Source organism: Aeromonas sp. SCS5 (genome assembly GCF_001887375.1).
Lineage (GTDB): Bacteria > Pseudomonadota > Gammaproteobacteria > Enterobacterales > Aeromonadaceae > Aeromonas > Aeromonas jandaei.
In genome coordinates this window covers 1-19,768 of sequence record NZ_LFCS01000024.1, presented here as the reverse complement: position 1 = coordinate 19,768, position 19,768 = coordinate 1, and the positions used below count along the sequence as shown (strand labels likewise).

General features: G+C 60.6%; 13 protein-coding genes. 11 read left to right on the top strand and 2 right to left on the bottom strand.

The features are described from left to right. Window positions 1-275: 275 nt before the first annotated feature. From BS300_RS20700 to BS300_RS20655, 10 genes are all read left to right on the top strand, one after another. Window positions 276-3,713: an ATP-binding protein gene (locus BS300_RS20700; RefSeq protein ID WP_071915097.1), complete on the top strand. Its 3,438-nt coding sequence runs from the start codon at window positions 276-278 to the stop codon at window positions 3,711-3,713. Window positions 3,714-4,128: 415 nt separating this feature from the next. Next, window positions 4,129-5,814, top strand: coding sequence for an ABC transporter substrate-binding protein (locus BS300_RS20695; RefSeq protein WP_041208961.1), 1,686 nt, complete (start codon window positions 4,129-4,131; stop codon window positions 5,812-5,814). A gap of 119 nt (window positions 5,815-5,933) precedes the next feature. Next, complete coding sequence (locus BS300_RS20690) at window positions 5,934-6,917, top strand: ABC transporter permease (RefSeq protein WP_033115357.1); 984 nt, start codon at window positions 5,934-5,936, stop codon at window positions 6,915-6,917. A gap of 1 nt (window position 6,918) precedes the next feature. Further along, window positions 6,919-7,839, top strand: a complete 921-nt coding sequence (locus BS300_RS20685; RefSeq protein ID WP_071915096.1) for an ABC transporter permease — start codon at window positions 6,919-6,921, stop codon at window positions 7,837-7,839. Next, the gene (locus BS300_RS20680; RefSeq protein ID WP_071915094.1) at window positions 7,836-8,855 is read left to right on the top strand and encodes an ABC transporter ATP-binding protein; all 1,020 of its coding nucleotides are present in this window, start codon (window positions 7,836-7,838) and stop codon (window positions 8,853-8,855) included. The genes BS300_RS20685 and BS300_RS20680 overlap by 4 nt, the downstream gene beginning before the upstream one ends. 11 nt (window positions 8,856-8,866) lie before the next feature. Beyond that, complete coding sequence (locus BS300_RS20675) at window positions 8,867-9,859, top strand: ABC transporter ATP-binding protein (protein WP_043851339.1); 993 nt, start codon at window positions 8,867-8,869, stop codon at window positions 9,857-9,859. A gap of 114 nt (window positions 9,860-9,973) precedes the next feature. Then, window positions 9,974-11,689, top strand: a complete 1,716-nt coding sequence (locus BS300_RS20670) for a glycoside hydrolase family 9 protein (protein ID WP_071915093.1) — start codon at window positions 9,974-9,976, stop codon at window positions 11,687-11,689. Further along, window positions 11,682-12,554: a BadF/BadG/BcrA/BcrD ATPase family protein gene (locus BS300_RS20665; RefSeq protein ID WP_071915091.1), complete on the top strand. Its 873-nt coding sequence runs from the start codon at window positions 11,682-11,684 to the stop codon at window positions 12,552-12,554. Before BS300_RS20670 ends, BS300_RS20665 begins: the two co-directional genes overlap by 8 nt. Continuing rightward, window positions 12,539-14,404: a beta-N-acetylhexosaminidase gene (locus tag BS300_RS20660; protein ID WP_071915089.1), complete on the top strand. Its 1,866-nt coding sequence runs from the start codon at window positions 12,539-12,541 to the stop codon at window positions 14,402-14,404. The genes BS300_RS20665 and BS300_RS20660 overlap by 16 nt, the downstream gene beginning before the upstream one ends. A gap of 154 nt (window positions 14,405-14,558) precedes the next feature. After that, the gene (locus BS300_RS20655; RefSeq protein WP_042029407.1) at window positions 14,559-14,903 is read left to right on the top strand and encodes an MGMT family protein; all 345 of its coding nucleotides are present in this window, start codon (window positions 14,559-14,561) and stop codon (window positions 14,901-14,903) included. A 40-nt stretch (window positions 14,904-14,943) separates the two neighbouring features. On the opposite strand, the gene BS300_RS21400 is transcribed toward BS300_RS20655, so the two are convergent. Next, the gene (locus tag BS300_RS21400) at window positions 14,944-15,108 is read right to left on the bottom strand and encodes a hypothetical protein (protein ID WP_165791285.1); all 165 of its coding nucleotides are present in this window, start codon (window positions 15,106-15,108) and stop codon (window positions 14,944-14,946) included. A gap of 97 nt (window positions 15,109-15,205) precedes the next feature. Continuing rightward, on the bottom strand, window positions 15,206-17,827 hold the full coding sequence (gene topA / locus BS300_RS20650; protein ID WP_071915087.1) for a type I DNA topoisomerase: 2,622 nt from the start codon (window positions 17,825-17,827) through the stop codon (window positions 15,206-15,208). A 344-nt stretch (window positions 17,828-18,171) separates the two neighbouring features. Here topA and astB point away from each other — a divergent pair, with 344 nt between their 5' ends. Continuing rightward, a complete protein-coding gene (gene astB / locus BS300_RS20645; RefSeq protein WP_071915085.1) occupies window positions 18,172-19,509 on the top strand; it encodes an N-succinylarginine dihydrolase in 1,338 nt (445 codons plus the stop codon). Window positions 19,510-19,768: the final 259 nt, after the last annotated feature.

Genomic DNA, 19,768 nt, shown 5'->3' with positions numbered 1-19,768 from the left:
TGCTCTACCAACTGAGCTATTCCCGCATTACTGCTTTCGTGCCAGTTGCCTGACAACGAGGCGCATTATACGTACCCCGAGCGACAGTACAACCCTTTTTTCGCATTTAAGCGCCGCAACCGGATCGTTTGCTCACCCTTTAGACGGGTTGCTGCAAAATCAGCCGTTCAGCTGTGACCAACCAAGCGAATTTGGGATAAAGTCGTTGAAATGATTACGCTTTAGTTCGAGACTTGAGCCGCTTAATAACCGGATTCTCAATTGAAATTCACAAGATGAAATGGATCTTCAGGCTTCGTGGACTCAGGCCGCAACTAATGCTGGCTTTTTTCATGTTGGGAATGGTGCCATTCCTGGTCGTCACCCTCTTCTTCCTCTACAGCCACGGCAAGGACCTCACCACCCAGACCTCCAACCATCTGGTCTCCGTTCGCAACATCAAAAAGAGCCAGCTTGAGGATTACTTCAACAACCTCAAGGAGCAGATCACCAACTTCTCCCAGCAGGACTTTGCGGGCAACAGTATCGGTCGCTTCTACGGTTTTGCCGGTGCCTTTGAAAAACTGGGCACCACGCCGCAAGAGGCCCGTGCCCGGGCACAGGCCCGCTATGTGCCGGGCTCCTGGGATCAGCTGCAAAAGCCGGATCCCGAAGTCGAAATCGAACCCTCTATCAGTGCCCTCATTCTGGCTGACGAGATGTATGGCCGGGTGCATCAGCGCTTTCATCGCGGCTACGCCGACATGGTGCGCAAATCCAACTACAGCGACATCTTTCTGGTCGACCTCAACGGCGATATCGTCTATTCGGTCACCAAACACCCCAACTTTGCCACCAACCTGCTCTCCGGCCCCTATCAGAGCAGTGGCCTCGGTCAGACCTTCGCCAAGATCAAGCGGCGCCTCGATGGCGGCCAGAAACCGCAACAGATTTTCGAATTCACCGACTTTGGCCGCAACGAGCTGACCGGTCAGGTGGTCGCCTACATGGCCGCCCCCGTGATGCAGTACGACTATGTGCGCGGGGTGGTCATCTTCGAGCTGCTGCCAGACAAGCTCAACCAGATCATGGCGGAGCGGGAGGGACTCGGGAAAACCGGCGAGACCATTCTCATCGGCCCCGACAAACGGATGCGGGCCGATGCCTGGCTGGCGCCGGAGTACAGCGTCGAGAACAGTTTCAGCCAGAATTTCCGCCTGCTGCAGACCCCTCTCGTCACCAAGACCCTCTCTGGCGAGCAAGGGGTCGGGCTGTTTCGCTCCTATCAGGATGACGATGTACTCGCCGCCTACACCCAGGTGAAGGTATTCGATACCGAGTGGGCCTTTATCGCCGAGATCTCCACCCGCGAAGCCTATGCCCCGATCCGCCAGCTGGAGACGCTGGTCATCGTGCTGGGGGCTGGCTCCCTGCTGCTGCTGATCCTCTTCTCCCGCTGGCTCTCCCACTCCATCACGGCGCCGCTGCGCTCCCTGACCGAGGCGGCCGAGCAGGTTGCCGATGGTGCACTGGATCACCCCATCGCCATCGAACGCACCGGCGATGACATCGACCGGCTGGCGCAGGCGTTTCGCCATATGCAGCGCTCGGTGAAGGAGAAGATCGAACTCATCGAACAGCAGACCATAGAGCTGCAGCAGCAGGTCAAGCTGACCCACAAGCAGAACCTCAGCCTGCAGCAGGCGGACAAGCTCAAGGATGAACTGCTGGCCAATACCTCCCACGAGCTGCGTACCCCCATCCACGGCATCAAGGGGATGGCCGAGTCGATGCTCGCCAGCCAGCAGGATTTGACCGAGGGGCAGCAGAAACAGCTTGGCCTCATCATCAAGAGCGCCGACGGTCTGGCCCGTCTGGTGGACGATCTGCTTGACTACCACCAGATGCGCTACGGCCAGCTGGAGATCCACCCCCAGCCAGTCTCCTCCAAGGGGGTCATCCGGCTGGTGCTCGACCTCTGCCAGCATCTGGTGCAGGCTAAACCCCTCACTCTGGTGGATATCAGCCCGGCCGAGCTGCCCCCCGTGCTGGCCGACGAACAGCGCCTCGAACAGGTGCTCTACAATCTGGTCGGCAACGCCATCAAGTACACGCCGCAGGGCAAGGTGGTGCTGAGCGCCATGGTGGAGGGCAACTTCCTGCGCATCAAGGTGACCGATACCGGTATCGGCATCTCCCCCGATCATCTGGAGCATATCTTCGAACCGCTAGTGCAGATGAGCCCGGAGGTAAGCAAGCAGGGAGCCGGCCTTGGCCTCTCCATCACTCGCCAGCTGGTGCACTTGATGGGTGGCGAGCTGAGCGTGCAGAGCGAGCCAAGCGTCGGCTCCACCTTTGCCTTCACCCTGCCGCTCGCGACTGGCAAGAGCGCCCCGCTGACTCAGGGCAGCCGTCAGATAGAGCTGCAACTGGTGCGCCAGCAGCCGCTCATCCTGCCCGACTGGGAGAGCGAGGATCTGCCTCCGCCGCCCGAAGGGGCCCCCCTCATCCTGGTAGTGGATGACGAACCAATCAATCTGCACATCCTGCGTCACCTCTTGCAGCCCTGCGGCTATCGCATTCTGCCCAGCAGCGATGGCCACGATGCGTTGGCCAAGCTCACCCAAGAGCCGGTGGATCTCATCCTGCTCGATGTGATGATGCCGACCCTCTCCGGCTTCGATGTCTGCCGCCGGCTCCGGGAGCATCATCCCAAAGAGAAGCTGCCGGTACTACTGCTCACCGCCCTCAACCAACCCAAGGATATCGAGGAAGGATTCAACGCCGGCGCCAACGACTATCTGGTCAAACCCTTCTGCAAAGAGGAGCTGTTCGCCCGGGTCAAAGCCTTGCTGGAGGCCAAGGCGGGGCGAGCCTCTCTGGTAGAGAACCGCTTGCTCAAACAGGAGATAGAGCACCGCCTCACCCTGCAGGAGCGACTCCATCAGGATCAGATGCGCCTGCTGGCCCTGCTCGGCGAAGGGGCCGACCCTATGCTCTTTATCGACGAGCAGGGCACAGTGCTGTTCGCCTCCCGGGTACTGGCTCGCCTGCTGGGTCAGGAGCCGGAAAACATGGAGGGACAAGCTATCGACGAGTGGCTGGCCGAGCCACTGAAAGAGCAGTGGCCCGATCTGGCTGGCCAGCGGGAGCATATTGTGGAATTTCTGGTGGCAGGCCAGAAAGATGAGCTCAACGCCCGCGCCCTGCCCATCACCCTCGGGGGGCAAGCGGCCTTTGCCCTTACCTTTACCACTGAACAACGCCAGGATGAGAGCCGCATCGTGGCGCTGGAGAATGCCCTCAAAAACCTCTCCCGTCAGGCCATCATCGAAGATGAGCAGCTGCTGGGCGAGCTGAGCCGACTGGGCGGCGAATTCCGCTCGCTGGCCGACAACCTCATTCGCCAGCAGGATGACGAGCCCCTGCGCCGCGCCTTGGTGGAGACCATGCAGCTCACCCTGGATGCCTGGCAGCAGGGCACCGGCAAGGGCAAAATCGTGCTGGCTGAGAAGAGCAAGCTGTGGCGCGTCTACATGGACAGATCCAGCCCGCAGACTCGCACCCTCGACAAGTACCTCAATCTGGACACCCTGCCCAAATCGCCGCGCTGGAAGACGGTCGTTGCCACCACCGAGTATGTGCTGGGCCACTGCCCGCTCAACGAGCAACAGCGCCAGCAGTTGCAACAGAGTGCCCAGACCCTGCGTCAGCTTGCCAACCGCAAGGTGTGAGTCGGCGCAGGATGCGCGCTGGCTCACACTTGGCAAACCGGTTTCTTTTTCCAGCAAAACAAAGCCCGATATCCCCCCTGAAATCCGAGCCGATCCACGTCACATATTTGTCATGAACGTTGTTTTCAAGGCGACTTTTAGCGCAGAGAGAACTAACTTAACGATATGATTTACAACAGATAAAAATCAATTTTGACGAAATTGACGTAAGGCCCGGGATTTTTACGAAAACAACGAAATCAACAGTTGTTGTTTTCCTGTTAACTCTGTTTTGCTAAGGGCGTTGGAAAACAAAACGACAAGGGTGCAGACACCCAACCAACAACGAGGGCCGGTCTCATCAGCATGCGAAACCGGTGCTCACACAAACAAGGCGAACCCTCGGGAATGCCAAAAAAATAAGAAAGGAAAACATATGCTTGCCAAAGTATCCAAAATCTCTACCGCTGTAATGCTGGGAACCATGATGCTTGCCGGTGCTGCCGGCAATGCCATGGCTGCCGAAAACAAGACTGTGCTGACCATGGTTGCACAGCAGGAAACCGCCTGGGTCAAGAACTTCAACCCCTTCCTGCAAGCAGGCCTGCTGCACACTACCCGTCACTTCATCTATGAACCGCTGGTGATCTTCAACGATATGCAGGGTGGCAAACCCGTCTATCGTCTGGCCACCAACTACGAGTTCAGCAAAGACCTGAAATCCGTCACCTTCGATCTGCGTGACGGCGTGAAGTGGTCAGATGGTCAGCCCTTTACTGCTGATGACATCCTGTTCTCCTTCAATCTGGTCAAAGCCAACAAGGCGCTGGATGAGCGCTCAATCTGGACCCAGATCAAGAGCGTCGAGAAGCTGGCCCCGAACAAGGTCAAGTTCGACCTGACCGAGGTCAACACCAACGTGGTGAACGATCTGGTACTGGTGCCCATCGTACCGGAGCATCAGTGGAAGTCGGTGAAAGACCCGGTTGCCTTTACCAACGACAAACCGGTCGGTACCGGCCCCTTCACCGAAGTGGAGAACTTCTCCGCCCAGCTCTACACCCAGTGCCGCAACCCGCACTACTGGGATAACGCCAACCTCTCCATCGACTGTATCCGCATGCCGCAGATGGCCACCAACGATCAGGTGCTGGCTGCTGTGATGAAGGGCGACATCGACTGGTTCGGCTCCTTCGTACCGGATATCGAGCGTCTCTACGTCGGCAACGATCCGAAGAACAACAAGTACTGGTTCCCGGCCTCCGGTACCGTAGCGTTCAACGTCAACTTCCAGACCAAAAACCCGGGCAACCACGAAGCCTTCAATGACGTCAACTTCCGCCGCGCCTTCTCCATGGCGATGGATCGCCAGTCCATGGTGGATATCGCGGGCTACGGCTACCCGACCGTCAACGAATACCCGTCAGGGCTTGGCAAGGCGTTCGCCTCCTGGAACAACCCGGATGTGGACAAGAAATACGGCAAGTTCAACAAGTACGATCTGGAAGGGGCCAAGGCCCTGTTGAAACAGGCTGGCTACAAGGATTGTGACGGCGACAAGTTCCTCGACACCCCGAGCTGCAAAAAGATTGAGTTCAAGGTACTGGTGCCGAATGGCTGGACCGACTGGGTCAACACAGTACAGATCGGCGTGGAAGGGCTGCAGGCACTGGGCCTGAATGCCAAGACCGCCACCCCGGAAGCGACCGTCTGGACCGAGAACCTCATCACTGGCGACTTTGATGTGGCGCTGCAGGGCTACTTTGCCGGTGCCAACCCGCACAAGTACTTCGAGACCGCCTTCCACTCCCGCAACATGGGTGAGCGTGGCAACCGCTTTGCGGCTCCCCGCTACAAGGATCCCGAGCTGGACAAACTGATCGACGACTTCACCCAGACCGCCGATGCAGCCAAGCAGAAGGACATCATGTTTGCGATTCAGGAGCGGGTCGGTGCCAACCAGACCATCATCCCGGTCTTCAACAACCCGACCTGGTATGAGTACAGCACCAAGCGTTTCCACGGCTGGTTCAGCGCTGACAACCCGGTTGCCAAGCCGCAGCTCCACCCGGACACCCCCGAGCGTCTGCTGCACATCCTGGCACTCAAGCCAAACAGCTAAACAATCCCGGCCCCCTGCGGGGGGCCATCTTCCCCGTTGATCCCCCCTTCTGCCCGCATCTGCCGGGGTTGGGGTAGCCATGCCCGACGCGGGGCGGACTTGCAGTAAAAGGTATCATCATGGGATTCATACTGAGACGCTTTTCCTTCTATCTGGTTGCCTTTCTGGTAGCCGCCACCATCAACTTCCTGTTACCCCGAGCCATGCCAGGGGATCCTGTCTCCGTGATGTTTGCCCGCGCTGGCGCCATGATGGAACCCGCCGCACTGGAAGCGCTCAAGGCCACCTTCGGCTTTGTGGACGGCCCCATCGGCACCCAGTTTCTTACCTATGTGAAGAGTGTCTTCACCTGGGATCTCGGCACCTCGGTGCGCTTCTATCCGCAGCAGGTCTCGGACGTGCTGGGCCGCGCCATCGGCTGGACCCTGTTTCTGGTGGGCACCTCCACCATTCTGAGTTTCTCTGTCGGCTCTATCGTCGGCATCTTCGCCGCCTGGTATCGCGGCGGACGGATGGACAGCATCCTCTCCCCGCTCACTCTGGTGATGCAGGCGATTCCGCCGGTTGTGGTCTCCCTGCTTGCCCTGTTCCTGTTCGGGGTGAGTCTTGAATGGCTGCCGATTGGCTACGCCTACAGCCCGGAGATCACGCCGGACTGGGGCTGGGAGCACATCAAGAGCATCCTGACCCACGCCATCATGCCGGTCGGTACCCTGGCCATGGTGCAGGTGGGGGGCTTTCTCATCACCATGCGTAACAACATGATCAACCTGCTGGGCGAGGATTACATCACCATGGCCAAGGCCAAGGGGCTCTCCAGCAACCGGGTGATCTTCAACTACGGCGCCCGCAACGCCATTCTGCCCAGCGTCACCGCCCTCTCCATGGCGCTCGGTTTCGTTATCGGTGGATCTCTCATCACCGAGGTTATCTTCAACTATCCCGGCCTGGGCCTGACCCTCTATCAAGGCATTCTGGCCCGCGACTACCCTCTCATTCAGGGGCAGCTGCTCATCATGACCATCACCATGCTCAGCTTCAACTTCCTGGCCGACGTGCTCTACGTCTTCCTGGATCCCCGTCTGCGTACAGGAGGCAAATAAGATGCGTATGCCGACCATTCTCAAAATCCTGCTGGGCAACAAGAAGGCTGCCTGCGGCCTCATCATCGTCGTTACCTTCGTGCTGATGGCGCTGTTTGCCCCCCTGCTGGCCAGCAACGAGCCGACCAAACGGGTTGCCCGTCCCCACCAGCCGCCCAGCGCCGAGTTCGTAATGGGCACCACCCGCATGGGCCACGATATCTGGTCCCAGTTCACCAATGGCGCCCGTATCTCCTTGCTGGTGGGCTTTAGTGCAGGCCTGCTGGTCTGCACCCTGGCCGTCGCCATCGGCATCACCGCCGGCTACTTTGGTGGTCTGGTGGACGAGTGCCTCACCTTCCTGATGAACGTGGTACTGGTGATCCCCAACCTCCCCTTGCTACTGGTGCTGGCAAGCTTTATCGGGGAGGCGTCACCGGCGGTCATTGCGGTGATAATAGGGTTGACCTCGTGGGCCTATGGCGCACGGGTGATCCGCGCCCAGACTCTGGCGCTACGCGAAAAAGAGTTCGTCATCGCCGCCGAAGTGCTGGGCGAGCCGGCCTGGCGCATCATTCTGGTGGAGATCCTGCCCAACCTCATCTCCATCATCGGGGTGAGCTTTATCGGCTCCATCATCTACGCCATCGTCACCGAAGCGACCCTGGAGTTCCTCGGCCTTGGCGACCCGACCGTGGTGAGCTGGGGCATCATGCTCTACAACGCCCAGACCTCCAGCGCCATTCTGGTCGGCGCCTGGTGGGAGATCCTGGCCCCCTGCTTTGCCATCGCCACCCTGGGTGCTGGTCTGGCCCTGCTCAACTTCGCCATCGACGAGATCGCCAACCCGCAGCTGCGCTCCCACAAAGGGCTCAACCGCTGGAAAAAACTCGCCGCGCCAACCCCTTCTGCGGTATCAGCTGTACAGGAGAAGACAGCATGAACAAGCATCCCCTGCTGTCAGTACGCAATCTTTGCGTCGACTACATCACCGAAAATGGCGACGTGCGCGCCGTCAACTCGGTGAGCTTCGATATCAAACAGGGCGAGATCTTCGGCCTCGCCGGTGAGTCGGGCTGCGGCAAATCCACCGTCGCCTTCTCGGTGGCCCGGCTGCACAAGCCGCCCGCCTACATCAGCGGTGGCGAAATCCTGTTCAAGGGGGAGAACATCCTCCACTACAACGACGAGCGGCTTCGCTCCTATCGCTGGCAACAGGTGTCGGTGGTGTTCCAGTCCGCCATGAACGCCCTGAACCCTGTGCTGCGGATGGAGGAGCAGTTCTGCGACGTGCTGCTGGCCCACAACCCCAGCATGACCCGCTACGAGGCGATCAAGCGAGCGCAGGAGCTGCTTACCATCGTCGATATCCACCCGAGCCGGCTCAAGGATTACCCGCACCAGTTCTCCGGCGGCATGCGCCAGCGGCTGGTGATTGCCATCGCCATGGCGCTCAACCCCGAGCTCCTGATCATGGATGAACCGACCACAGCACTCGATGTGGTGGTGCAGCGGGAGATCCTGCAGAAGGTCTATGCCCTGAAAGAGAAGTTCAACTTCTCCATTCTGTTCATCACCCACGACCTCTCCCTGATGGTGGAGTTCTGCGATCGCATCGGCATCATGTATGCCGGTGAGCTGGTGGAGGTTGCCCCCTCCAAAGCGATCCTGACCGCGCCGCTGCACCCCTATACCAAGGGGCTCGGCAACTCCTTCCCGCCCCTACACGGGCCGAAGAAGGTGCTGGAGGGGATCCCGGGCACACCGCTCAACCTGCTGGAGGTGCCGGTCGGCTGCCGCTTTCAGGCCCGCTGCGGCAAGGTGCACGATCGCTGCCGTCAGGAGTACACCAGATTGGCCGAGATCCGCCCCGGGCAACAGACCGCCTGCCATCTCTATGACGTGCAGGATGAACAACAAGATCCCCTGATCTATCTGGACAAGGCCGCTGGCTGTTAAGGATGTCTGTCATGCAAATCGCCAAAACCGATGCACCCATCATCGAAGTCCAGCACCTCTACAAGGACTTCCCCGTCAACTCCAATGCCATCAAGAGTGGCAAGATGCGGGCGCTCTCCGACATCACCTTCAACCTGCACCGGGGCCGCGCCCTGGCTGTGGTGGGAGAGTCCGGCTCCGGCAAGAGCACCATCGCCAAGATCATCGCCAAGATGTACAAGCTCAGTGCCGGGCGCATTCTCTATCGCGGCCACGATCTGGAGGAGTTCAACAAGGGCACCGCCCTGCTGGATTATCGCCAGAGCGTGCAGATGGTGTGGCAAGATCCGTTCGGTTCGCTCAACCCGACCCACACCATCTACCACCACATCGCCCGCCCCCTGCTGCTGCACAGCAAGGTGATCGACAAGAGAGATCTGCCCGACATGGTCTACGCCCTGCTGGAGAAGGTCGGCCTGACTCCCGCCAAGGCAACGGCGGCCAAATATCCGCATCAGCTCTCCGGCGGCCAGCGCCAGCGGGTCAACATCGCCCGCAATCTGGCGGTGGAGGCGGAAGTGGTACTGGCAGACGAGCCCACCTCCATGCTCGACGTCTCCATTCGCATCGGCATCCTCAACCTGATGGAGCAGATGAAGGATGAGCTTGGCGTCTCCATGCTCTACATCACCCACGACATCGCCACCGCTCGCTACGTGGCGGAAGATCTGGCGGTCATGTATGTGGGTCACATGGTGGAGTGGGGCGAGGTGGACGAGATCCTGCACCACCCGCAGCACCCCTACACCCAGCTGCTCATCTCGGCGGTGCCCGACCCCGAGAAGAGCATCCACGCCGAGCTTGAGGGCGGACGAAAAGGGGAGATCCCGCTCTGGACGCCGGAATCCTGCGGTTGCCCCTTTGCCGGGCGCTGCAATCAGGCGATGCCCCGCTGCAAGGAGAGTCTGCCAGCCATCACCAGGCTTGCCGACAACCACTTCGTGCGTTGCTACCTCTACGAGTGATGGTGAGCCTTAGACCGGCCGGACTGCACAGTCCGGCCATGCCTCGATTCGGGGCGGCCATAGCCCCGTGATGTGCCTCACCGCCCGGCGGTGAACCACAGGAGTAATACCTTGATGGAACTCTTGATCAATCAGGTGGGCTACGAGTGCGACGGGCACAAGGTAGCCCTGCTGCAAGCCTCCCCCGCCCATGATCTCGGCGGCTACGTCAGGCTGCAACGCCTCGATGATGGCCAGATCCTGTTTGAAACCCCGCTGCAAGCGGCTGGCAGCGTCCCCGGCTGGCAGGGCCGTGCTTACTGGCGCGCCGACTTCTCCGCATTCAAGGAGCCCGGCCACTATCGGCTGGAGGCGATCACTGCCCAAGGCATTGTCCGCTCGACCCGTTTTGCCATCGGCCAGGATCTGCTGGCCAGCCGCTGCCTCTCCGATGTCATTCACTACTTCAAGGGGCAGCGCGCCAGTGGCATCTTTGATCGGGCCGACCGCAGCGCCCGCCTGTTTGGCACCGACCAGCACAGGGATGTACATGGCGGCTGGTTCGATGCCAGCGGCGACATGAGCAAATACCTGAGCCACCTCTCCTACGCCAACTACCTCAACCCCCAGCAGACCCCCATGGTGGTGTGGTCGCTGCTCAAGTGCCGGGAACTGCTGACCCCGCGCCGCGATATCGACGGGGTCAACCTCTGCAAGCGGCTCAATGACGAGGCGCTGCACGGCGCCGATTTCCTCTGCCGGATGCAGGATGAATCGGGCTTCTTCTACATGACCCTGTTCGACAAGTGGAGCAAGGATCCCGCCCAGCGCGAGCTGTGCGCCTATGCCACCCAGCAGGGGATCAAATCCGCCAACTGGCAGGCCGGTTTCCGCCAGGGGGGCGGCATGGCCATCGCCGCGCTGGCCCGCGCTGCCCGCGAGCACATCGGCGGTGACTTCGATACCAACCATTACGCCGAGGCGGCCAAACGCGGCTACCTGCATCTGCGTGAGCATAACCTTGCCTATCTGGACGACGGGGTCGAAAACATCATCGACGACTACTGCGCCCTGCTGGCGGCGGTGGAGCTGACCCGCACCTTCGGCTCCGAGTGGCTGAATGAGGTGAGAGCCCGCGCCAGCAAGCTCTGCGCCCGTCAGCGCATTCATCCGGAGCTGGGTCACTACTGGTCGGCCAACGAGGATGGCTCGCGCCCCTACTATCACGCCGCCGAAGCGGGGCTGCCGGTGCTGGCGCTGCTGGAATATCTGGGCGTAGAGCCGGATCAGGGGCACCAGGCCCGGGTACAAACCGTGGTGGAGCAGGCGCTGGCCGCCGAGTTGGCGCTCTGCGCACGGGCGGGTAACCCCTTCTCCCTCGCCCGACAATATGTCAAAGGGGTGGATGAAGCGCCGCGCGTCAGCTTCTTTATGCCTCACAACAACGAATCCGGTTACTGGTGGCAGGGGGAGAATGCCCGGCTGGCCTCGCTGGCCGCGATGGCCTTTGCCGCCGCGGCACAGTTGCCTCTACAGAACAGGTTGCTGCGCACTTTCGGTCAGCACCAGCTCGACTGGATCCTCGGGCAAAACCCCTTTAACGCCTGCATGCTGACCGGTCACGGCATCAATAACCCCACCTATACCGCCGGTTATCCCAATGCGCAGGGGGGCATCTGCAACGGCATCACCTCAGGGTTTGATGACGAAATTGAGGTGGCCTTTATTCCGGAGGAGTACAGGGAACGGCTGGATCAGAACTGGCGTTGGGGCGAGCAGTGGATCCCCCATGCAGCCTGGTTTGCCCTTGCCATCAGCTGGCAAAATGCCGCAGGAGGTCGCCATGATTGAGTACTGGGTCGGGGTCGATGGCGGTGGCACCCACACCCGCGCCCGCATTCGGGATCGAGCCGGCAAGCTGCTCGGCGAAGGGCGCGCCGCCGGCTCCAATCTTGAGCTGGGGATCCCTCACGCTCATGCAAATGTGCTGGCCGCCATCGCCAGCGCTCGCCTTACGGCCGGACTCGGCATCGAGTGCGAACAACAGATGGGGGTCGGGCTGGCGCTCGCCTCCGCCGAGCTGGCCGACTGCTATCACGCCCTGCTCGAGATGCCCTTCCCCTTTGCGAGCGTCAAGCTCACCTCCGATGCCTTCGGCGCCAGCCTCGGCGCCTTTGGTGGTCGGGAGGGGGCCATTCTGATCGCCGGCACCGGTTCGGTCGGGCTGGTTTATCAGAATCACCAGATCCGCACCTGCTCCGGGCGGGGCTTTCCCATTTCGGATCTCGGCAGCGGCGCCTGGCTGGGCTTACGCGCCATCCAGCAATCCCTGCTCTGCCACGACGGCATCCTGCCCCCCAGCACCCTGGCCATCCGTTTGCTCGACCACTTCAAACGGGATCAGGCCGAGGTAGTGCGCTGGGCTGCTCGCGCCATTCCCGCCGACTACGGCCGCTTCGCCCCCTGGGTATTCGATGCGGCCAGCGACGGCGATGATCTCGCCAACCAGTTGCTGGATGAGACTTGCGCCCAGCTCACCATCCTGCTGGAGGGAATGAAGTTGCTGGGTGCCACCAAGATCGCCCTGCTGGGTGGTATCGGCACCCGCCTCGCCCCTCGCCTTGGCGAGCTGAACCTTGTGGCCCCCAGAAGCGATGCACTCGACGGGGCCATCCTGTTTGCCCAATCAGAGGATTATCCATGTCTACACCCCTGATCCACTCCCGGGTCACCCGACGTGACGGCGAGGATGTCTGGTTTGCCTTCACCCTGTCCAATCTGCCGGCAGAGGCTTGGAAGCTGCACTTCTGTCTGGCACGCCATATCGACCCGGAATCGCTGCAAGGGGGCGAGCTGGAGCGCCAGAGCGGCAGCTACAAGGTGCTGATCCCGCAGACTGGCAGCAACGAGATCCTGTTTTGCTGCCGCCAGACTCCCCTCAAAAAGATCTCCGACATGCCGCAGGGCTTCTTCCTGAGCCTGCCCGACGCCACCACAGGCCCCCAGCTGCTGCCGGTGACCCTGGCCGCAGAGGAGCTGGGGCTGGAAAACCCGCTCACCCGCAAGCCAGACCTGCCGGACGTCGAACCGCTGCCCGGCATAGTGCCGCAGCCCGCACATCTGACACTGCAGGAGGGATATTTTCGCCTCGCCGAGCGGGCCCACGTGAGCGCCATCCGCGATATCAGCGGCTTGCTTGGCCACTTCAACGAGCTCACATCGCTGGCACTGGAGCAGGATCACGACGCCGCGATCAGGTTGGTTGAGACAGCGCTGGCCCCCGAAGCCTACCAGCTCACCATCACCGAAGAGGAGATAGTGATTGCCGCTGCGGGCGAGAGCGGCTGGCGTCACGCTCTGGTCACGCTGGCCCAGTGGTATCTGCAGCACGGCGAGAGCCTGCCCTGCCTGACGCTGGAGGACAGCCCGCGCTTTGGCTTTCGCGCCATCTTTCTCGACTGCGCCCGCCACTTTCACAGCACGGCGACCATCAAGCGGCTGCTCAAGCTGATGAGCCTCTACAAGTTCAACCGCTTCCACTGGCATCTGACCGATGACGAGGGGTGGCGCCTCGAGATCAATGCCTTCCCCGAGCTCACCACGGTGGGTGCCTGGCGCGGCCATGAGCTGGCCATAGATCCGCAGCTGAGCGGTGGCCCCAGCCCCTACGGTGGCTACTACACCCAGAGCGAGGTGCGCGAGCTGGTGGCCTATGCCGAAGGGCTTGGTATCACCATCATCCCCGAAATCGACATTCCGGGTCACTGCCACGCCGCCATCAAGGCGCTGCCGGATCTGCTGGTGGAAGAGGCTGATCGCTCCCGCTACCGCTCGGTGCAGCACTTTGACGACAATGTGCTCAACCCCGCCCTCCCCGGCACCTACCGTTTTCTGGAAGCGGTGCTGGACGAGGTGTGCGAGCTCTTCCCCGGCCCCCAGATCCACATGGGGGGAGATGAAGTTCCAAGCGGCGTCTGGACCGACAGTCCCGCCTGCCAGCAGCTGATGACCGAGCAGGGCTACGCCGACTGCCGCGAACTGCAGGGCCATCTGTTGCGCCACTGCCAGCGCTATCTGGCCGCCAGAGGCAAACAGATGATCGGCTGGGAGGAGATCCTGCATGGGGACAAGGTGAGCCGCAAAGCGGCCATCTGCGCCTGGACCAGCTTTCAGGCTGGGCTGGACGCAGCCGCGGCCGGTTATCCGGTGGTAATGGCGCCCGCCCAGTTCCTCTATCTCGACCTCGCCTGGAGCGCCGATATTCACGAACCCGGCCTCTACTGGGCGGGCACCCTCAATCTGGAGCAGATCTACTCATGCGATCCTGCCCCAGCCGATTTCCATGCCAGCGATAACATCCTCGGGGTGCTGAGCCCCTTGTGGTCAGAATTGATCACCTCGCGCGATCGTCTCGACTACATGTTGTTCCCGCGCATGCTGGCCACGGCCGAGGTGGCCTGGAGCGAGCCCGCCCGCAAGGGATGGGAGCACTTCGCCGCCCGGCTGCCCGGCCAACTGCAGATCCTCGACCAGCTGCAGGTGCGCTACCGGATGCCACAGAGGTAATGTTGTCTTTACTTTGGCGGCCCTCAGGCCGCCTTTTTTATTCAGGCCCCACCATCCCCTGATATCAGATATTCCAACCTCTCCCACGCCTTGCTCCCGACCCCGCCGAGAAGCCACAATGACCCATCCACTCAACGGCAACAGCAGACTCTCCATGTATCACCCCTCCCATGAAAAAGTGGCCAGAATCGAGGCGATTATCGCGCTCATTCCTGCAGGCAAGGTGGCCAGCTACGGTCAGGTTGCCGATCTGGCGGGTCTACCCGGGCGGGCAAGGCTGGTGGGCAAGGTGCTGCGGGAGACCGACAAGGTGCTGCCATGGCACAGGGTGCTCGGCGCTGCCGGTACCATTTCGTTGCCCAAAGGGTCTGAAGGATTTGCCACCCAGGTCGGCTTGTTGCAGGAAGAGGGGGTTGCCGTGATTGGCGGGCGAGTCAGAATGCGGGATTGGCAGTGGCAGCCCGACCTGGCCGAGCTGCTGTTTTTACTGCCATTTTGATATTGTTCTTCACCTGAAGTGGTGATTGTTGGCCTGACGCTCACTCCAGCGGAGCCAGGATCTCGTCACTGCGTACCTGCACCGGAATGGTCTCATCTTCGCGCTGCAGCAGCACCAGCAAGCTCTGCCGGTCCACTTCCAGCACATAGGCCGCCCCTTCACGGGTCATGCAGCTCATGCCCGGCCGGATCTCGTGTATCTCCATCACCACCTCCCTGTTACAACGCTGCACTCCTTGCAGCTGGTACTCAGTATATGCTGCTCAACAAGCAAAGAGGCCCCTTGTCGGGGCCTCTTTCTCATCAGGCTTTCTTCGCCTTTGGCAAACTCTCTTGCCAGGTACCGTTATCGTAGTGAGCGGTCCAACCGGTCGCCTTGCCGTTGACCTCGGTCATTACGTACTGCTCCTTGGTCTTGCGACTGAAGCGCACGATGGCCGGGTTGCCATCCGGATCGGTGAGCGGGGCTCCCGCCAGATACTTGTGCTTGGCCGAGATGCGATCCTTGAAGCGCTTGAGCTCCTCCACCAGCGGCGCGCGGGTCTCGCGCGATTTGGGGAAGTTGCTGGCAGCCAGGAACAGACCGGCAGCCCCGTCGCGCAGCACAAAGTGGGCATCGGACTGGGTGCACTTGAGCTCGGGCAGCGGCACCGGATCCTCTTTCGGCGGCGCGATGTCACCGTTTTTCAGGATCTTGCGAGTGTTCTTGCAGGTCTCGTTGGTGCAGCCCATGTACTTGCCGAAACGACCGTTCTTGAGCTGCATCTCGCTGCCACAGCGGTCACACTCGATGCTCGGCCCTTCGTAGCCCTTGAGTTTGAACTGACCTTTTTCAATTTCGTAGCCATCGCAATCGGGGTTGCGACCACAGACGTGCAGCTTGCGGCTGTCGTCAATGATGTAGGCATCCATCGCGGTGCCACAGACACCGCAGCGGTGCTTGGCACGCAGCGCCTCGGTTTCAGCCTCTTCGCCGTCAGTGGCAGAGACAAATTCGTCGGCAGAGACCAGGTTGATGGTCTTCTTGCAGCGCTCTTTCGGCGGCAGGGCATAACCGGAGCAACCAAGGAAGACACCGGTGGTGGCGGTACGGATACCCATCTTGCGCCCGCAATCAGGGCAGTCGATATCGGTCAGCACCATCTGGTTGGCACGCATGCCACCCTCTTCCGGCGCCTTGTCCGCCTTCTCCAGCTCATGGGTAAACTCGGCGTAGAAGGCATCCAGCACCTTCTTCCACTCGAGGCTCCCTTCGGCGATGCCATCGAGCTTGTCTTCCATCTTGGCGGTGAACTCGTAGTTCATCAGCTCGACGAAGTTCTCGACCAGACGATCGGTGACGATCTCGCCCATCTTCTCGGCGAAGAAACGGCGACTGTCGACCCGCACATACCCGCGATCGACGATGGTGGAGATGATGGAGGCGTAGGTAGACGGACGACCAATGCCGCGTTTTTCCAGCTCGCGCACCAGCGCTGCTTCGGTGAAGCGGGCGGGCGGCTTGGTGAAGTGCTGACGCGGATCCAGTTTGACCAGTTTCAGAACCTCGCCGACAGTCACCGCCGGCAGCTGGCTGTCTTCGCCCTTGCGGCCCATCGGCGGCAGCGCCTTGGTCCAACCGGCGAAGCGCAGGGTACGGCCACGGGCTTTGAGCTCGAACTCGCCCGCCTTGACGGTCAGGGTGGAGGAGTCGTACTGAGCCGGGGTCATCTGGCAGGCGACAAACTGACGCCAGATGAGGTCGTACAGGCGCATCGCATCCGGTTCCATCCCTTCCAGCATCTCGGCAGTCACCAGCACACTGGAGGGGCGGATCGCTTCGTGGGCCTCCTGGGCATTGGCCTTGGCACCGTAGAGGTTAGGCTCGGCCGGCAGGTAGGCTGAGCCATACTGCTCGCCGATATATTCTCGCACCGCGTCCACTGCCTCTTTGCTGAGGTTGGTGGAGTCGGTACGCATATAGGTGATGTAACCCGCTTCATAGAGACGCTGGGCCATCATCATGGTCTTCTTGACCCCGAAGCTCAGCCGGGTAGAGGCCGCCTGCTGCAGAGTAGAGGTGATGAAAGGAGCAGAAGGCTTGGAACCGGTCGGCTTGTCTTCCCGGTTCACCACCTTGTAGTCGACCCCTTCCAGCGCTGCGACGGCGGCGAAGGTCTCGGCCTGGGTGACCGGCTTGAAGTCGGCGCCGTTGCGGCTGACTACTTCCATCCGCAGATCAGCCTTGTCACCAGTCAGCAGGTCAGCGTTGAGATCCCAGAACTCGACCGGCACGAACGCCTTGATTTCGCGCTCTTTATCGACGATCAGACGCACCGCGACGGACTGCACCCGGCCGGCAGAGAGGCCGCGCGCCAACTTTTTCCACAGCAGCGGAGAGACCATGTAGCCCACGACGCGGTCGAGGAAACGACGGGCCTGCTGGGCGTTGACGCGGTCAATGTTGAGCTCGGAGGGCTGGGCAAACGCCTCCTTGATGGCGGTCTTGGTGATCTCGTTGAACACCACGCGCTTGTAGCGGCTCTCGTCGCCACCGATGATCTCGCGCAGGTGCCAGGCGATCGCTTCCCCTTCTCTATCCAAGTCGGTTGCGAGATAGATGGTGTCTGCCTTCTCGGCCAGACTTTGCAACTCGCTGACCACCTTCTCCTTGCCGGGCAAAATCTGGTAGTTGGCCTGCCAGCCCGCGGTCGGGTTGATCCCCATCCGGGCAAACAGGGCTTTGCGCTCCTTGGCTGCCTTTTCGGTTTCGCTCAACTTGATGCCGCGAATGACGGGTTTCTTGGGCTCGGTGCTGGCGCTGCCGCTGGTGGGCAGATCGCGAACATGACCCACGCTGGATTTCACCACGTAGTCCTTGCCCAGATATTTGTTGATGGTCTTGGCCTTGGCCGGAGACTCCACTATGACCAGTGATTTGCCCATGCTGTAACTATTATCCTCATTGCACCCGACGGGGTTGGTGTGCGGTTTTGTGGGGCTGTATAAGAGATTTGACGGGAAAAAGCAATCTTGTGACTCAATTTGCCTGACCAGCCCCTACCGCGCTGCTTCTTTATTTATTAATGCGAAGGGTCAGCGTCGGGTGCAACCGCTTTTTCATTTTTCTGCCATACGGCCCCTCTTTTTATATCTGAAACGACATAAAAACGTCTGCTGGTTACCGGCTTGTTACAAAAACATAAAATCTCTTTATAATGGCCCCACCCCGACGCATTGTGCGCGGAAGGAATCCGCTACCCATCATAAAAATCGAAAGGATGTACTCAATGAAGCACTTCGAGGTCAATTTCGACGGACTGGTCGGCCCGACCCACAACTACGCCGGTCTCTCCTACGGCAACGTCGCCTCCCAGAACAACGCTCAGGAAGCCTCCAACCCGAAAGAGGCGGCCAAACAGGGGCTACGCAAGATGAAGGCGCTGACCGAGCTCGGCATGACCCAGGGGGTGCTGGCGCCACAAGAGCGCCCCGATCTTGCCACCCTGCGCCGCCTCGGCTTTACCGGCAGCGATGCCCGGGTGCTGGAACAGGCCGCCAAACAGGCTCCTGCCGTACTGGCCGCCTGCTATTCGGCCTCCAGCATGTGGACTGCCAACGCCGCCACCGTCTCCCCGAGTGCCGATACTCAGGATGGTCGCATTCACTTCACCCCCGCCAACCTGACCAACAAGTTTCACCGCTCCCTCGAGCCGGATGTCACTGGCCGGATCCTGCGCGCAGTGTTCAATAACGAGCGCCACTTCAGCCACCACCTCCATCTGCCGGAGAACGATCACTTCGGCGATGAGGGGGCAGCCAACCACACCCGGCTCTGCCGCGCCTATGGCGAAGCGGGTGTCGAGCTGTTCGTCTATGGCCGCAGCGCCTTTGATCTCTCCCGCCCGGCACCAAAGCGCTATCCGGCCCGCCAGACTCTGGAGGCAAGTCAGGCCATCGCCCGCCTGCATGGTCTTGATGAGGAGAGCGTGGTCTTTATCCAGCAAAATCCGGAGGTGATCGATCAGGGGGTATTCCACAACGACGTGATCGCTGTGGGTAACCAGAATGTACTCTTCTTCCACCAGCAGGCATTTCTCAACACCAAACAGGCGCTGGCCGAGGTGCAGACCAAGTTTGGCGAAGGGGAGCTGCACTTTATCGAGGTGCCGACCGCCGAGGTATCTGTGCTGGATGCAGTGAAATCCTATCTGTTCAACACCCAGATCCTCACCCTGCCCAATGGCGAAATGGCGATCATCGCCCCCACCGAGTGCCGCGACAATCCGGCGGTGTCGGCGTACCTGAACAAGCTGCTGACCATGAACACACCGATCAAGGCCGTTCACTACATGGACGTCAAGCAGAGCATGCGCAACGGCGGCGGCCCCGCCTGTCTGCGGCTGCGGGTCGCCATGAACGATGCCGAACTCGCGGCTGTCAATCAGGCCTGCCTGATCAACGACAGCCAGTTCACCCGCCTCGATGGCTGGGTCGATCGCCACTATCGTGACCGCCTGACCCTGGACGATCTGCGTGATCCGACCCTGGTGCAGGAGTCTCGCAGCGCACTGGACGAGCTGACCCAGATCCTGAAACTGGGGTCCATCTACCCGTTCCAGCGCTAATCATCGCACCAGAGCTCAAGCTCAATTCAGCAAAAGACCGCTATGTCAGGCGGTCTTTTTGTCTGTCTCTCAACAAATTCTGAATTTTTCGACCTGAGCCCGCAACGGGACTGCATAGAAAAGCAGCGCACAACTTGCTGATAAGTCTGAATTTTGAGCACGATGTATCAAAAAATCGACGAACAGTCATTTTTTGCTGCCAGAAACGCTTCAAGGGGTTCACAAAGAGCGAAGATCTGTTAGTATGCGCCTCGCACTT

What these genes read in the sequence shown, in the direction of transcription:
- BS300_RS20700 (WP_071915097.1), top strand. Translation starts at nt 276, where the DNA reads ATGAAATGGATCTTCAGGCTTCGTGGACTCAGGCCGCAACTAATGCTG.
- BS300_RS20695 (WP_041208961.1), top strand. Translation starts at nt 4,129, where the DNA reads ATGCTTGCCAAAGTATCCAAAATCTCTACCGCTGTAATGCTGGGAACC.
- BS300_RS20690 (WP_033115357.1), top strand. Translation starts at nt 5,934, where the DNA reads ATGGGATTCATACTGAGACGCTTTTCCTTCTATCTGGTTGCCTTTCTG.
- BS300_RS20685 (WP_071915096.1), top strand. Translation starts at nt 6,919, where the DNA reads ATGCGTATGCCGACCATTCTCAAAATCCTGCTGGGCAACAAGAAGGCT.
- BS300_RS20680 (WP_071915094.1), top strand. Translation starts at nt 7,836, where the DNA reads ATGAACAAGCATCCCCTGCTGTCAGTACGCAATCTTTGCGTCGACTAC.
- BS300_RS20675 (WP_043851339.1), top strand. Translation starts at nt 8,867, where the DNA reads ATGCAAATCGCCAAAACCGATGCACCCATCATCGAAGTCCAGCACCTC.
- BS300_RS20670 (WP_071915093.1), top strand. Translation starts at nt 9,974, where the DNA reads ATGGAACTCTTGATCAATCAGGTGGGCTACGAGTGCGACGGGCACAAG.
- BS300_RS20665 (WP_071915091.1), top strand. Translation starts at nt 11,682, where the DNA reads ATGATTGAGTACTGGGTCGGGGTCGATGGCGGTGGCACCCACACCCGC.
- BS300_RS20660 (WP_071915089.1), top strand. Translation starts at nt 12,539, where the DNA reads ATGTCTACACCCCTGATCCACTCCCGGGTCACCCGACGTGACGGCGAG.
- BS300_RS20655 (WP_042029407.1), top strand. Translation starts at nt 14,559, where the DNA reads ATGTATCACCCCTCCCATGAAAAAGTGGCCAGAATCGAGGCGATTATC.
- BS300_RS21400 (WP_165791285.1), bottom strand. Translation starts at nt 15,108, where the DNA reads ATGGAGATACACGAGATCCGGCCGGGCATGAGCTGCATGACCCGTGAA.
- topA (WP_071915087.1), bottom strand. Translation starts at nt 17,827, where the DNA reads ATGGGCAAATCACTGGTCATAGTGGAGTCTCCGGCCAAGGCCAAGACC.
- astB (WP_071915085.1), top strand. Translation starts at nt 18,172, where the DNA reads ATGAAGCACTTCGAGGTCAATTTCGACGGACTGGTCGGCCCGACCCAC.